Origin of the sequence: Enterococcus sp. AZ188 (genome assembly GCF_050544075.1) — a bacterium.
Taxonomy (GTDB): Bacteria; Bacillota; Bacilli; order Lactobacillales; family Enterococcaceae; genus Enterococcus_D; species Enterococcus_D entomosocium.
Genome location: NZ_CP172943.1, coordinates 1,204,966 through 1,219,905, shown reverse-complemented (window position 1 = coordinate 1,219,905; position 14,940 = coordinate 1,204,966). Strand labels below are relative to the sequence as shown.

The window sequence follows — 14,940 nt, the reverse complement described above, 5'->3', positions numbered from 1 at the left end:
AAATGATTAATAAATTACTCAAACGCTTCTTTAAATTTATAGTCTTTCACCTGTTGCGTCTTGAATCAATTGTTTCGCTATTGTATCAATATTTCTCCTGATTTTTGCCACATCATTAGGATTTGAGATAAATCCAAGTTCCGTTAGTCGATAGTCAATTCCTCTATTTTTAAAGACTCTTAAGTTCAATAGGTCACTACGCAAGCTCAGTCCTCGATTACTTGCATAAGCAGAGTGCCAACCTACATGCTGACGAATAGTTTCAGCCATAGCTATGCTCGATGAGGAAGGAACAAGATCTTTATGAACAATAACATGACCACCTGTTGATAAGGCTCCACCAGCATCTAAATGGATTTCAGTAACAGACAAAATTTTTGAACTAACTAAATAAGCTCCACCCATGATCTGGGTGTCCTGATACATGTCCTTTGATGTATCATAAAAATTGATTTTACTCGTTTTTAATTTCGCAGCATATTTTCTTAAATAAGGTAACAGTTCATTACGTGTGAAATCACGTTCGTTAGTTCCACTCCCGACTGCTCCTGGATCCCAAACCCCATGCCCCATTACAAAAAGATACTCACTTTTTTCAACAAAAGGTTTTTCCGTTAAGCCAGGTGCTTTTTGACCTTTAGGAATCAGTTGAATTTCTATTGCTTCAGCACGTTTACCTAAAGAAATAGTTCCAGCTTTCTGGTCATTGACTGCCCAATCAAGCCAACCATATGTTTGTGAGTGAACACGGTAATAGATATCATAGAGTCTCGCTGCTTTTCCTGTCAGTTTTACCTGAAGTGCTTCCAGTCTCTTACCTTGTCCAGTAGTCCCAGATAGCGCCCCATTCGATTGATAACCTTGCCACCCAATGCCTTGGACATGTGACCGGTAAGTAATACTACCATCAAATTCACTGTTTTCCAATTTGATCTGTATTGCCTCTAAGCGCAAGCCTCTCCCTGTTGTTCCCCCAGTGACTTTGCTTCCTGTTGTATTTACCCATCCAACTCTTTGAGAGTGAGATGAGAGGTCAATGGTAGTTTTTCCTAACGTATTACTAGATACAAATGCTTGTCCTGCCTGATTTGGCTCAGATAATCTTCTTGGCTTAACAATGATTTGAATCGCTTCAATTGCGAGATTAAATCCTGTTGTGCCTGCTTCAGCACCATTTTTAGTCCAACTTAACCATCCTAGACCTGAAACGTGTACTCTATAATAAATATTTGCATATTTGGCTAAGTCACCTGTCAGTTCAAGTTTTATAGCTTCCAATGGCGTATCAATCATACCAATTTCTTGTCCGGCATTTACATAAGACGACCAAGATCCATTTTGAGAGAGCCCGCTGTAGCGCACACTTCCAGATATTTTATCATTGATTGTTACCATTGAAAATTTTTGGATAGGTTGTTTTTCACCAACTGTGCCTGATGTTGTACCATTGTTAACTACAGTTTGCCAACTATTTCCCACAAAACTTGTATATGAGCTATTGATTGTTCCAGATTCCATTTGGCTAGGAGTAGATAGATCATTTGGTTTTTCAAAAGTAACTTGAATTGCTTCAATTCGCAAACCCATGCCTGTGGTACCAGCAGTCTCACCATTTTTTGCCCAGCCTAGCCAACCAAGATCTCGGACATGAACTCTATAATAGATATCCTGACTTGTAGTATTGATTTGAATAGACTCCATTTGTCGCGTGGAACTAATATCACCAATGACTTCTGAGGTACTACTCCAGTTCCCCCAACCTGTTGATTGAAAGTGACCTCGATAACTGATACTATCAGGCTCTTTTAATCCCGTTTTTAAAATTTTGAAACCTGTGATCTTTTTTGCTTGTCCTGTTGTACCACTTATTTCTCCATTAGATTTTACACTTTGCCAAGAATCATTCTCCAAATAACTTTGATAAGAAATACTAGACGTTTCATTGTTGTCTTTGCTCCTAGTCGTCATTTGTTTGGATTCAACAGCTATTTTCAATGTGAAGTGATACGTCTGAACATCTAGATTTGAGTTAAAATTTTTAACTGTCATTGTAAGGCTTAACGGACTTAAATCCGCAGAAACAAGTTCTTTGGTCGAGCCTTCTTGCAAACGCCATTTAGAGTCATTCAACACATACTCTGGTAATTCATCAGAAAATATATCTTCTAAATCAACAATATACAGATCATCTTTTTGGTCAGCACTTATTGAAGTGGTTTGCGTTCCTCCATAAAATTTTGTAAGATTGATACTTTTTGATAAATCAATTGATACAATTTTGTTGTCAGAAACATCTAATTGTTCTAGTTGAACCAATGGGCTTAGATCAATCTCCTCTATGAAATTCTTACTGACATCAAGAGTAACTAAATTTTTGAAGATTTCAATGCCGCTTAATGATTCAATTTCTAAATTTGATAAATCTAACTCAAGTATTTTAGCTGGATCTTCATCAAATAAACCATCTCGATCACTATCAAAATTTTCTATTAGATAGTTTCGAAAATTTTCATCAGGAAAAATCGTTTCATCCAATGAAACTTTATTTTCATCCACTATTGATTCTTCGGTAGATTCTTCAACTATACTGCTATCGATAGCTGGATTTGTTTCATTCGTCATCGAAGATGATTCCGAGCTTGTATTAGATTGACTGCCTTCATACAAAGGATTCTCAGTTGTTTTTTCAGTAGTATCCGAAGAAATTTCATTTTCTGAAGAAGTACTATCGGTCGTTACCTCGTCTATAGTTATGGTTTCGGCTACAGTTGTTAAAGTTGGCACAGCGACATTTAAACTTATTATAAGAACGCTAAACAAATATGCTACTTTTTTTTTCAACCCCATTTTTTTCTCCTTTTCCTAAGACCTATTACGATTTTTTTGAAATCCCTAAGCTGACAGAACCTCATGACAGGTTAATTAGTATGTTACTAACTAGCTAATATCCTGCACCATCATTCTTAAAGCTTCTTGCCATGTAGGAATTTCAAATCCCAACTCTTTTGCTTTTGAAAGATTCATCACCGAATATTGTGGTCGCTTCGCCTTTTGTGGGAACTCGGAAGAAGGAATCGGCTTGACAACTACATCTGAATCTTTTAGTATTTCGCACGCAAATTCATGCCATGAGCAGCTGTTATCATTGGAAAGATGATAAATTCCAGTCGGTGCTTGCTTTTCGATAACATAAAGCATAAATTCTGCTAATGTTCGTGTCCAAGTTGGGCGCCCATATTGATCATTGACTACTGTTAAAGTCTTATGTTCCTTAGCTAACCGCTGCATGGTATAGACAAAATTGTGTCCGTACCGTCCAAAAACCCAAGAAGTACGAATAATATAGTAATCATCCAATATTCCTTGTACAGCTCGTTCTCCTAATAATTTGGTTCTTCCGTATTCATTTTGGGGATTTACTTGATCATCGACTTGGTATTCACCAACTTGCTTTTCTCCATCAAAAACATAGTCAGTACTGATATAAACAAGTTTTGCACCTATAGCTTTTGCAGCCAGGGCCACATTTCTTGTGCCGGTGACATTGATTAACTCATCTAATTCTTTGCCTTCTTCTTCTGCTTTATCAACTGCGGTATACGCAGCACAATGAAAGATAACCGATGGGTGGATTTCTTTTACTTTCTCCATCGTGACCGTTTCATCTGTGATATCCATCTCTTTCGCATCGGTAGACACGTAGTCAATACCTTTTTCATCAAATAGATGACGTAATTCACTGCCTAATTGGCCATTTCCTCCTGTGATTAAGTACATAAATGATCGCTTCCTTTCAAAAAAGCAGGATCTCTCCTGCTTTTGATTCCTTATTGTCCCTGTTCTGCGTAACTTTTCTCAACTTGATCTTTTTCACCTTGCCACCAAGAAGGATTGTTTCGATACCAGTCGATCGTATCAGCTAGACCTTCTTCAAAATCCGTGAACATCGGCTGCCAACCCAATTCTTCTTTTAATTTTGAGGCATCGATGGCATACCGCAAGTCATGACCGGGGCGATCAGTCACATGATCATAGGCATCTTTTGGCTCTCCCATCAATGTTAAAATCGTTTCAATGACTGATTTGTTGTCTGCTTCTCCATCAGCACCAATCAAGTAAGTCTCGCCAATTCGACCTTTTGTTAAGATTGTCCATACTGCTGAAGAATGATCATTTGTATGGATCCAATCGCGAACATTTTTTCCTTCACCATATAATTTTGGTCGTATGCCACTCAGAATATTCGTAATTTGGCGTGGAATAAATTTTTCGATATGTTGGTAGGGACCATAATTATTGGAACAGTTAGAAAGGGTTGCCCGCAAACCAAACGAACGAACCCAAGCTTTGACTAATAAATCAGAGCCAGCCTTTGTGGAAGAATAGGGACTAGATGGGTTATAGGGTGTTTGGTCGGTAAACTTCTCCCCTGGTCCTTCCCCATGCCCTGGAAGATCTTTTCGTAACGGTAGATCGCCGTACACTTCATCGGTTGATACGTGGTGATAACGCACATCGTATTTTCGACAAGCTTCAATCAATGTATAGGTGCCAATCAGATTTGTCTGAACAAAAGGAAATGGATCTTTCAATGAGTTATCATTGTGTGATTCTGCAGCATAATGAACCACCGCATCGGTTTGCTGGACCAACTGATCGACTAATGCGCTGTCAGCAATATCGCCAACCACTAACTCTACACGATCTTTTGGAAGACCCGCTAGATTTTCTTTGTTTCCAGCATAAGTTAGTTTATCTAAAACAGTGACATGGATCTCTGGGTGATGATTAACGACATAATGGACGAAATTTGACCCAATGAAGCCTGCCCCTCCGGTTACAATGATTTTTTTCATGTCCACTCGCTCCTTATATCTCGCCATAAATAAACGGGTTTTGTTCTTCAAACGCTTTTAAAGTTGGGTGATGTTGGTCTTTTTCCGAAAGAATCGCTTTTTCTTTTGCAATGGGCCAATCGATCGCCAAATCAGGATCATCAAATGCAATACCTGCATCAGCCTGAGCATCATAATAATTATCACACTTGTACAAAAAGTTTACGTTTGAAGTCAATGTCATGAACCCATGAGCAAATCCTTTAGGGACCAACAATTGTCGCTGATTACTTTCAGATAAAATATAGCCTTCCCATTCTCCATAGGTAGGACTTCCTTTTCTGATATCAACGATTACATCTAAAACGACACCCGTCACCACACGAATCAATTTGGTTTGCGCGGCAGTTCCTTTTTGAAAATGAAGTCCTCGCAAAACACCTGCTTCAACGGACAAGGAATGATTGTCCTGTACAAAGGTTTGTGTGATTCCTGCTTCTTGAAAATCAGCTTGAGAATAGCTTTCGGTGAAGAAACCACGATGATCACCAAAGACAGCAGGCTCTAAAATCAAGACATCTGTCAATTTTGTTTTTGTTACGGTTAATTTTCCCATGTTTATGCCTCACTTGCCAGGTTCAATAAATATTGACCATATTGATTTTTTTTCAATGGTTGTGCTAATGCGATCAATTGCTCCTGATTGATATAACCCATTCGATAAGCAATTTCTTCTAAACAAGCAACTTTAAGATTTTGTCGCTTTTCAATGGTTTCAATGAACGTGGATGCTTCTAGTAAGGACTCATGTGTACCTGTATCTAACCAAGCAAATCCCCGTCCCATCACTTCTACTGAGAGTTTTCCTTCTTCAAGATACTTTTGATTGATATCGGTGATTTCCAATTCTCCTCGTTCAGAAGGGATAATTTTTTTAGCAATCTCAACAACTTGATTATCATAGAAGTATAAACCTGTCACGGCATAGCTAGACTTTGGCATAGCAGGTTTTTCTTCAATCGAAACAGCTTGCATCGACTCATCAAATTCTACCACACCAAAACGTTCTGGATCGTTGACATGATAACCAAATACCGTGGCACCTTCTTCTTTTTGAGCAGCTTTTTGTAACATCTTAGATAAGCCACCGCCATAGTAGATATTGTCTCCTAAAATCAGGCAGACACTCTCATTTCCAATAAATTCTTCCCCAATGATGAAAGCTTGTGCAAGTCCATCAGGTGTTGGCTGAACAGCATATTCTATCTGAAGTCCTAATTCTCGTCCATCGCCAAAGAGCTCTTTGAATCGTGGGGTGTCCTGTGGTGTAGAGATAATCAAGATCTCTTTAATGCCAGCCAGCATCAGCGTAGACATAGGGTAATAGATCATTGGCTTATCATAAATTGGCATCAATTGTTTCGATGTTGCTTTTGTGAGTGGATACAAGCGTGTGCCTGATCCTCCTGCTAAAATGATTCCTTTCATTGTTGTCCCCCATTATTGTAATTTAAGTTTACTTTTTTGTATAAATTCTGTGTAAAGTGTACCTTCAGCAGTTACAGGTCTTAGTTCCATCCATTTGTCTGTTAAAGGATAAACTTCAATTATTTCTTCTAGCTTAAAATCCCTGACTTCTTCAGCTTTTTCTGAAGGTCGTCGAAATGATTTACAGTCCTCAATTATTTTGGCTTCCATTGTTTACCCCACCTTAATATTAAAAGATAAATTATCATATGGTTTAGTGAAATACGGTTCAACTGAATAAACATTCCCGTCAAGGCCCTCAATTTTTGATTTGATAAGCGTCGGTTGGAAATTACGCTGATTTCCTATTCTGCGCTCAAATGAGTAATCATCTGCACTAGCTTTAATAAAAACATCCCATATACCTAATGCTATTTCTTTTGATAGTAGTAAAGACTTAAAATCTATTTTAAAAGAAAATTGGTTTTCATTTGGTACGATATAATCATTATAGCGCTTCTCAAATTTCTTTTCTCTATGTCTCATAATTAAAGTATATTGAGTTATATGATTAATTAAAAGGGTTTGAGTAAATAAACCCTCAAAAACAAACTGCCCTTTATCCAAGCTAATATTTGTAATATTAATAATATCTTTTGACAAAAATGACACATTCAACGATTCATCATAAGAGTGTTGCTTATCGAAATATTTTTGTTGCGAGTAGATGCCATCTTTATTGACAGCCATAACATCTTTACTCGTTATTTTATTCATATTATTGTGAAAATGAGTCAGATCATCAAAAGTATACTTTTGACAAAATACTACTATATATTGAAACTCAGGATTTATCGAAGATAGTTCTTCTTGTGAAATATAGTTGTTAAAAAAAGTCTTGCTGGCATTAAAATAATCAATTTTTGTTTCTCTAGAAAATCTTTTTGAGAATAATATGCTTCGTAATCGACTAGCTTTTAGAAATCGATTCAAAAAAGCGATTTTCAATTTTTTTTGATAGAGAACATCAATGGCATTTTTCTTTAGCTCTTCCATGATAAGCGTAAACGAGTGGTAAAATTCATTCGCCGGGAACTGTTTTAAACTTAAGTTTTCTTCTCCTCTTTTTACAACATAGTAATACTCATAATCTGACAATACAGCAATATTTTTGGCATATATATATGCTGTCATTACGAATAATTGATCTTCCCCAACAACTGCTTTAGGATCAAATCGTAGATTTAACTGGTTTATCAATCTTTTACTAAATAATTTATGCGGAGCAAGAGTATATACTAAATTGGTTGAAAGAATATCTGCACTCAAGTTAACACCTTTAGTAAATTGGGATTGAGGAACATTTCTACCATTTACGCCCACATACTTTCCTATCACAACGTCTGCATCAGCCTTGACTGCATTCTCATAAAAACGTTCCAAGGTTTCTTCACCATAAAAATCATCATTATCTAAAAAGGCGATGTAATCTCCTTCAGAAGCCTCAATTCCTTGGTTCCGTGGGGTCATTGGTCCACCAGACCCTACATCTCTTTTAATAATACGTAAATTTAAAATTTTGTTTTTAAAACTTTCGATTACATTTAAACTATTATCACTTGATGCATCATCAATACAAATAACCTCAAAATCACTTTGCTTCATTGTTTGACAAGCAAGTGAATCTAGAGCAACGCTAATATGTTTCTCAGCATTATAAACAGGAATTATGACACTTATTTTCAATAATAACACTTCCTCAATATTTAGTCTGTTCAACTATAAAATTATATAACCTTTCCGCATTTGATCCTTCAACATAATCAAAAACTTTATTTTTTAAAGCTAAAATATAGTTAAGATCATTCAAATACTCGCCTGTTTCTACAAAATAGGTTAATTGGCTTATTGATGTAAAAATAGGTGCTTCAACATACTTTGGAAAATCAACATAGAATCCTACATCTTTTGTATATGTATTAACGTCAGGAGCAAAAATAAGCAAAGGTTTTTCAAAATAGCTATACTCTAACATAATAGAAGAGTAATCAGTTATCATCAAATCAATTTTAGGAAGAATTTGCTCTGAAAAATTTCCATCTTGAAAAATTGTAATTCCATCGATATTAATATTCTTTTTATAAGTCACATATGGATGCAGGGAGATGTAAATATCAAAAATAGATGTCAAATGCTCAAAACTAGATAAAAAAGATTCAATGATTTCAACAGAATCTTGATTATCCTTCCGGTAGGTCGGTGCATAAAGGAGTTTCTTTTTACCATTCTTTTCTCTACTACCTACAAGATCACTATATAAATATAAACCATCTACTTTGGGATTTCCTAATGATATCACCTTCTCTTTAGTCATTCCAAATGCTTCTGCGTAATATGGAATATCCTCGGTACTATTGACGATAGCAAAATCATAGTTTGAATGGTGTTTAATTATACTTGAATTATTAGATGGAATAGATAATCCAAACTTTTTAAGGTGACCGATCGCATGCCAAATTTGGATGACATTATTTTTTTTGTTTTTGTTTATACAATATACAGGAAAAAAATAATCATCTATTATAAAGAAGCGTGACGTTGCTAAATGATAAACACTACCAATCGAATTAAACAAATATTTGACTCTGCCGTATAAGGTTCGCTCAAAATTGAAAGAAATCGCAGTAATTTTAAACGAACCTTTTTCATTAAAAATCTTCTGAATGTTTTTTAAACCAGCAAACAGTTCGGCATTTCGATTCGTTGCTAAAGTTATTTTTGTAGAATCAACTCTACAAAACAATAAGAAAAATTGATAAAACAAATTGATTACTAATCTTAGTAGATATAGCTTTATACTTTTCACTTATATTTCCCATTTCATTACTGATTTACCCCAGCTACTTATTAAGTCTTCTTCAAAAAATTCTACTACGTCTGACAATTTCTTGATTGTCTTTCGAATACCAATTAAACTTAATAATCTTTGGCGTGTTTCATCATTGTTACTTAAAAAATCAACTGTTTTTTGAAAAGCTTCACGCCCGCTTCGAGAGCTTCCTAACACAGTCAAGCCTTTTTCTAATACCATCCGAGTATTCACTTCTACAAAATGCTCCGAGACTCCCATTAACGCAATAACCCCTTGAGGTTTTATCAGATCAATAATTTGATTAATGGCGTCTTGACTTCCCATCCCACCTGTACACTCTACAGCATTAGAAATTTCTAAATTAGCTGGTATCTCATCCACTTGATATGTTTCGTCTGCAAAAGAAAAATAATCAAGCTTATCTCTATGCTTTCCAAAAACAATTAATTTGGCTTCTGGGAACATATTTTTAATCAAAACAGATGATATATAACCAAGGTTACCATCACCCCAAACACCGAATACTTGACGATTTTGATTCATCACTTTGTCCAATCGACTAATCGCATGCATAGATACTGAGATCAACTCAATAAAAGAAGCTAACTCAGACTCGATATTATCAGGCAAGAAAACTGCACGATCTCGTCTCAAATAGACGTACTCTTGCATATAACCATCGTACCCACTTGATCGGAATTTAGAACTTCTTAAATAGTTTTCTTCAATAACTGGATCTTCTTCAAATGGAGTATTAGGTATCATGACAACTCTCTGTCTTTTTTTAAACTCACCTTTTGGATCAAAAATGACTTCTCCAATCCCCTCATGAATCAATGCCATTGGTAATTTTTGACTCAATACTTTTTTATCACGACTCCCAGTAAAATATCGTTGGTCTGCATGACAAATTGATAAATAGGTAGGTCGAACGATTATACAATCTGTTTTATCAATTTCTTCATCAACAATAACTGTTTCAAATTGGTGCGGGGAAACCAATCGATAGACTTGATTTAACATTACTCTCTCTCCTCAATGATTGCATTTGCAATTTTTAGATCAAATGGTGTAGTCACTTTAATATTAGAAGTAGAACCTTCAACAAGCCCAACCTTTACGCCAGAAAGCAAACAAATCTTACAGGAATCACTCAGCGTTTTAATATCTTCTTCAGAAAGTTTATTCAAACAATCAAGAAAAACATTAATATTGAACGTTTGAGGGGTTTGCCCTTGATACATTTCATCTCTAATAGGAATCTCAGTGATTTCTTTATCAGTCCCTCGAACAATTGTATCTGTAGCCGGAATGACAGTATCAATGGCATTGTATTGCTTAGACAATTTAATATTGTCTTCAATGATTCGTCTTGAAATAAAAGGTCGAACTGCATCATGTACAACGATTACATCATCATCATGACTACCAAATTGTTCATGTATATAGGTAATACCATTCTTTAGCGTATCATTTCTTTCTTTACCACCAGCAATGATTTTTACTCTATCATCTTTAATATATTTAGAAATAATATCTTTTGCATGTTGGATCCAGTTTTCTGGACAAGATACAATAATTGCATCAAACTCATCATTTAAAACAAATTTTTCCAGTGTATGAATAATGATTGGTCGATTGCCTAATTGAAGAAATTGTTTCGGCATGCCTACATTCCCCATTCTTGTACCTTTACCACCTGCTAAAATTTGTGCATATAACATTGTTAGCTCTCCTCATCTGTTAATTAGTTGTTTTCTTCTACTTCTTCTCTACTTTTTTTCTTTTGCTTAGTCGATTCTCCCCACTGAGGAATGAATTTACCATCAGCTGTATAGCGTGAATCAAACACCTCTTCTTGATTTATTTCTTTGTAGAAATCATTTGCTAAGTATTCAACAAAACGTTCACTTGATTTTCCATCGAGATCATCAAAAAAGAAATGAACAAAGTCATCTATTCTCTTAATATCTATTTTTTGATCCTTAATTTGAGAAATCAATTCATTCGTATTTGTGGCAAAAGAACCAGGAATAAAGTCCAGATAATCATAATAAAAGTTTCTAGAACTCATATACTCTGCCAAGTCTGGACTAAAGAAAATCATTTGCTTCTTAAGTAGTGCATATTCAAAACAAACTGACGAATAGTCTGTGATCAGTATATCAGTAACCAACAATAAATCATTTATCTCTCTGTAACTTGAAACATCATAGAAAAAATCAGCATATTTATATGGGATATTCGGTTCATTTTGGACAAATGGATGAATTTTCAGCAAAAAGATATACCCTTTGTCAGCAAATTCTTGATAGATTTTTTTAAAATCAATCATTTCATAGGGATAAAAGGCAGACTGTTGACCATTCCCCCTAAACGTTGGAGCGAATAAAATCACCTTTTTTCCTTTTAAAAAAGGAAGCTCATTGTAGACTTTATCAATTACGATCGCCTGTTCATTCTTATTAAAAAACAAGTCCGTTCGTGGAATACCTATTGGCAAAATATTGTTGATGGATATTCCAAATCCTTCAGCATATTTGTCCGCAATATTATGTGAGCTTACAAGGGCACGAGTATAATTTTTATGATTGACACTGTCCGGTCTTGGTCCTCCAGGCATTCCCACTCGACTATAACCAAATGTTTTAAAAGCTCCTACAGCGTGCCAAACTTGAATCAACTCTGCTTTTTCTCTAATTTTCAACGGATAGATCATAGGATAAAAATCATCGACAATAATGTATTTACTTGTTGCAATCGCCTTTGCAAGTAACCGAATCTCAGTGAAAGTTTTCTTTTCTTTAATACTTGACTTCAAATAAAATCGAACATCAAAATCTAAATTTTTTTCAAGTAATTTTCGATAAATGTACTCAAAATTTCCTGATATATCAATCCGACTATCTGAAAGAAAGGATATTTTTTTCTTATTTACGGGGTGCAAATGATAATACTTGTAGAAGAAAGAAAACATGTATCGTTTCATGACTCGTGCAAAAAAACTATCTACATTAATTTCTTCTGTAGAATACTCTAGTGGATCAATATCGGATAGCTTTTTGGAAAGAACCGTGATTGAGCTTCCTGCATAACTGTGAACAACAGTTAAACTATATTTTTTATTGCTTCTTGCTGAAAAACTATACATTTTTGTAGACACAATAATATCGCTTGTCGCATTTTTTACTTTCCCAACTGTGTCCCTCTTTGTTACCCAGCCTTCTGCACTCTTTAGATATTGAGTAACTTCTATTAACATTTCATAACTACCAATATCGATTGGTTTTCCTTCATGGAAGCTTGAGAAATTAATCGAGCCCTTATATTTTATCCACGAATCCGAATCGGATGATTTTTTGTTAATTAAAGGAACAATATACTCTTGTCTTGTCTCTTTATTAATGATTATTAAATTTTTACGAATTAAATCATCTGAAATCTCAGATTCTGTCTCAAAATAAGCATATCCTTCAACCTTAAAGAAAGAATTGTTAAACTCTATCTTATCTATGCCACGTTTCAAAATATATCGATTGCTCGAATTTTTAGAATCAGAATTATTTTTGCTTGCTGTTTTACTGATTACATAATCGCTCAATATCTGGTCCATTACAATACTTCGTAGTTCTTTACTGTCAATTTTAGTTTCATCTGACTTGTTATGAACCACTACCGCACTCCTACCTGTGAGCTTTCTTTTCACTCTAGATAAAAATGATCTAATCCCCATCTTTACACCTCGTCGTCTATTTTTTACTATTCCATCCTAAGCTTTTAATTAAAAAAACTGGCAATTGAAAAATTCTTCCTATTCTTTTTGGAGAACTTAATGAACGATAAAGCCACTCTAAGTGCCATTTAATAAAAAAATTGGGTGCCCTTTTCGCATGACCACTTATCACATCTAAGCTCCCACCAATATCTTGAAAAACTGTGGCATTTAAGATGTTAATGTTTCTTGCCAAAAACAACTCTTGGCGAGGAAAACCTAGCGCAACAAAAAGAAAATCTGGATTCTTTTTGTTGATTTCTTCGACGACTTCCCTTTCCGTAAGATTAGTATAGCCATCAATACTACCTAATATCTGCAAATCAGGGTATGATACTCGTATATTCCGCAATGCATCCTTCAATACTTCTGAATGCGCACCATACAAAAAAATGCTTTTCTTTTTCTCGTTAGCATACTGTAATAGTTCCATCATAATATCAAAACCAGCTAGACGCGCTCGAATATTCCCTTTTTTTATCCTAGAGACCAGAACAATTCCAATACCGTCTGGAATCCGATGCGTGCCCTGTTTAATAAACTCTACTATCTCAGGATACTTATTTGATTCAGACACAATTTGTGGATTAACACTGATTATTGACATCTTTTTCCCATTATTCAAGGAAAAGGTTACATCTTTCAGCACATCCTCTTTTGTCAACGAATCTACTGGTATTCCCATAATAACATCAGTTTTCATATTGCTTATCGATCCAATCTATTAATTGTTTAGCTGCTGTTCCATTTACGAATGAGTTCCACTTTCTATTAAAAGCCTTACAATCAAACTCATCAAAAGCAAGTATTTTTTTTAATAAAGCTTCAGTCGAATCTTCTATGACAAGATTGTTCTCGTCAAATGCATCATCTTGAATTCCTACTAGGTGATCATACTCTTTATAATCAAAGCAATAGTAGACAACTCTGCCCATCGGGTTAGCTAATGAATATTCAAATGGAACTGAAGAATAGTCTGTAACCAAACAATCTGTAACAAACAATAAATCTGATAGTGACCATTTACTCAAAGGCTCATTATGTGACGACAATGAAGATAATTTTAAATATAGTTCTTTATCATGTGGGTGAGGATGAACGATTAGAATCCATTCATCACCTAATTTTTTTTCCATATAGGTAAAGTCAAGTGGATTATTCATCTTCTCTTCACGATATGTTGGTACATAAAGTACTATTTTCTTTCCCTTCGGATTATCTTCTTTCAAACGTTTAAGTACTTCTTTTTTATGATTATTATCAAAATAAATATCTGTTAATGGATAACCAAAAGGTAACGTATTTATTGAACTGTGGTAACTGCTCGCAAAAATATTAGCCATATGTTGAGAACTTACCACATAGTGGGTAAATTGATTATATACTTGCTGGTATCTCTTTTTATCAATTTGAGTCATTCTCCTTACATACTCAGCTTCAAATCCAAACTTTTTAATCGCACCATTTGCGTGCCAAATTTGTATTATTTTCACGTCATTTGAAAAGTTAATCCCTCCCAAAACAGCAAAATAATTGTCACAAATAATGACTTTCGCCTTTTTTAATTCTGGTACCACTCGTCTCAACACAGCGTCGAAAGAGTTCAGATTAATAATTCGGCATCCTTTTTCCTTATACTTCTTAGCTACCTCTCTAGAATTTGGCGTATAACAAACCACTAAACGGTCTTCATAATGCTTATAGAGTTTTTCAAGAATATAACTGCTAGTACTTGGAAAACTTAACATAAAAACAACTTTATCCTGTTTTTTATATGAAAATCGTGATACTTGCTTGACACATTGTAAATAAAAAGATTTCGATAATGATTCAACTGTTAAATATGACATAATATACCTCTTTTTTCACACTAGTATCTATTTTAACCGATAATATCGGAAAAGAAAATAATTGTAATAAAACCGACATATTCTTTTGATTTTTAACCTACCATTTCTTTATCATTTTTCCGAATTTATTGTAGACAAAATTCT

General features: G+C 34.8%; 13 protein-coding genes. All 13 read right to left on the bottom strand.

Features of this window, described 5'->3' with window-relative positions:
- Positions 1–36 precede the first annotated feature (36 nt).
- Positions 37–2,847, bottom strand: a complete 2,811-nt coding sequence (locus tag IGI86_RS05710; RefSeq protein WP_430617793.1) for an N-acetylmuramoyl-L-alanine amidase — start codon at positions 2,845–2,847, stop codon at positions 37–39.
- Positions 2,848–2,937: 90 nt separating this feature from the next.
- Positions 2,938–3,777, bottom strand: a complete 840-nt coding sequence (rfbD, locus tag IGI86_RS05705; protein WP_430617792.1) for a dTDP-4-dehydrorhamnose reductase — start codon at positions 3,775–3,777, stop codon at positions 2,938–2,940.
- A gap of 50 nt (positions 3,778–3,827) precedes the next feature.
- A complete protein-coding gene (gene rfbB / locus IGI86_RS05700) occupies positions 3,828–4,856 on the bottom strand; it encodes a dTDP-glucose 4,6-dehydratase (protein WP_249850267.1) in 1,029 nt (342 codons plus the stop codon).
- A gap of 13 nt (positions 4,857–4,869) precedes the next feature.
- Positions 4,870–5,451 carry a dTDP-4-dehydrorhamnose 3,5-epimerase gene (gene rfbC / locus IGI86_RS05695; protein ID WP_081116774.1) on the bottom strand — a complete coding sequence of 194 codons (582 nt, stop codon included), beginning with the start codon at positions 5,449–5,451 and terminating at the stop codon, positions 4,870–4,872.
- Between the two features lie 2 nt (positions 5,452–5,453).
- On the bottom strand, positions 5,454–6,323 hold the full coding sequence (gene rfbA / locus IGI86_RS05690) for a glucose-1-phosphate thymidylyltransferase RfbA (RefSeq protein ID WP_430617791.1): 870 nt from the start codon (positions 6,321–6,323) through the stop codon (positions 5,454–5,456).
- A 12-nt stretch (positions 6,324–6,335) separates the two neighbouring features.
- The gene (locus IGI86_RS05685) at positions 6,336–6,533 is read right to left on the bottom strand and encodes a hypothetical protein (protein WP_005236922.1); all 198 of its coding nucleotides are present in this window, start codon (positions 6,531–6,533) and stop codon (positions 6,336–6,338) included.
- Positions 6,534–6,536: 3 nt separating this feature from the next.
- Complete coding sequence (locus IGI86_RS05680) at positions 6,537–8,057, bottom strand: glycosyltransferase (RefSeq protein ID WP_249850268.1); 1,521 nt, start codon at positions 8,055–8,057, stop codon at positions 6,537–6,539.
- A 4-nt stretch (positions 8,058–8,061) separates the two neighbouring features.
- Positions 8,062–9,168, bottom strand: a complete 1,107-nt coding sequence (locus IGI86_RS05675; protein ID WP_016613196.1) for a CDP-glycerol--poly(glycerophosphate) glycerophosphotransferase — start codon at positions 9,166–9,168, stop codon at positions 8,062–8,064.
- On the bottom strand, positions 9,169–10,197 hold the full coding sequence (locus IGI86_RS05670; RefSeq protein ID WP_005236926.1) for a ribitol-5-phosphate dehydrogenase: 1,029 nt from the start codon (positions 10,195–10,197) through the stop codon (positions 9,169–9,171).
- Positions 10,197–10,898 carry an IspD/TarI family cytidylyltransferase gene (locus IGI86_RS05665; RefSeq protein ID WP_005236927.1) on the bottom strand — a complete coding sequence of 234 codons (702 nt, stop codon included), beginning with the start codon at positions 10,896–10,898 and terminating at the stop codon, positions 10,197–10,199. The genes IGI86_RS05670 and IGI86_RS05665 overlap by 1 nt, the downstream gene beginning before the upstream one ends.
- Positions 10,899–10,921: 23 nt before the next feature.
- Positions 10,922–12,907: a CDP-glycerol glycerophosphotransferase family protein gene (locus IGI86_RS05660; RefSeq protein WP_430617790.1), complete on the bottom strand. Its 1,986-nt coding sequence runs from the start codon at positions 12,905–12,907 to the stop codon at positions 10,922–10,924.
- A 16-nt stretch (positions 12,908–12,923) separates the two neighbouring features.
- Entirely contained in the window at positions 12,924–13,649 is a 726-nt protein-coding gene (locus IGI86_RS05655; RefSeq protein WP_016613193.1) for a WecB/TagA/CpsF family glycosyltransferase, read from the bottom strand.
- On the bottom strand, positions 13,639–14,796 hold the full coding sequence (locus IGI86_RS05650) for a CDP-glycerol glycerophosphotransferase family protein (RefSeq protein WP_005236930.1): 1,158 nt from the start codon (positions 14,794–14,796) through the stop codon (positions 13,639–13,641). The genes IGI86_RS05655 and IGI86_RS05650 overlap by 11 nt, the downstream gene beginning before the upstream one ends.
- Between the last annotated feature and the right edge of the window lie 144 nt (positions 14,797–14,940).

Bases quoted from the DNA above. Each gene is read 5' to 3' on its own strand.
- IGI86_RS05685 (WP_005236922.1), bottom strand. From the start codon at position 6,533: ATGGAAGCCAAAATAATTGAGGACTGTAAATCATTTCGACGACCTTCA.
- IGI86_RS05660 (WP_430617790.1), bottom strand. From the start codon at position 12,907: ATGGGGATTAGATCATTTTTATCTAGAGTGAAAAGAAAGCTCACAGGT.
- rfbB (WP_249850267.1), bottom strand. From the start codon at position 4,856: ATGAAAAAAATCATTGTAACCGGAGGGGCAGGCTTCATTGGGTCAAAT.
- rfbA (WP_430617791.1), bottom strand. From the start codon at position 6,323: ATGAAAGGAATCATTTTAGCAGGAGGATCAGGCACACGCTTGTATCCA.
- rfbC (WP_081116774.1), bottom strand. From the start codon at position 5,451: ATGGGAAAATTAACCGTAACAAAAACAAAATTGACAGATGTCTTGATT.
- IGI86_RS05650 (WP_005236930.1), bottom strand. From the start codon at position 14,796: ATGTCATATTTAACAGTTGAATCATTATCGAAATCTTTTTATTTACAA.
- rfbD (WP_430617792.1), bottom strand. From the start codon at position 3,777: ATGTACTTAATCACAGGAGGAAATGGCCAATTAGGCAGTGAATTACGT.
- IGI86_RS05665 (WP_005236927.1), bottom strand. From the start codon at position 10,898: ATGTTATATGCACAAATTTTAGCAGGTGGTAAAGGTACAAGAATGGGG.
- IGI86_RS05670 (WP_005236926.1), bottom strand. From the start codon at position 10,197: ATGTTAAATCAAGTCTATCGATTGGTTTCCCCGCACCAATTTGAAACA.
- IGI86_RS05655 (WP_016613193.1), bottom strand. From the start codon at position 13,649: ATGAAAACTGATGTTATTATGGGAATACCAGTAGATTCGTTGACAAAA.
- IGI86_RS05710 (WP_430617793.1), bottom strand. From the start codon at position 2,847: ATGGGGTTGAAAAAAAAAGTAGCATATTTGTTTAGCGTTCTTATAATA.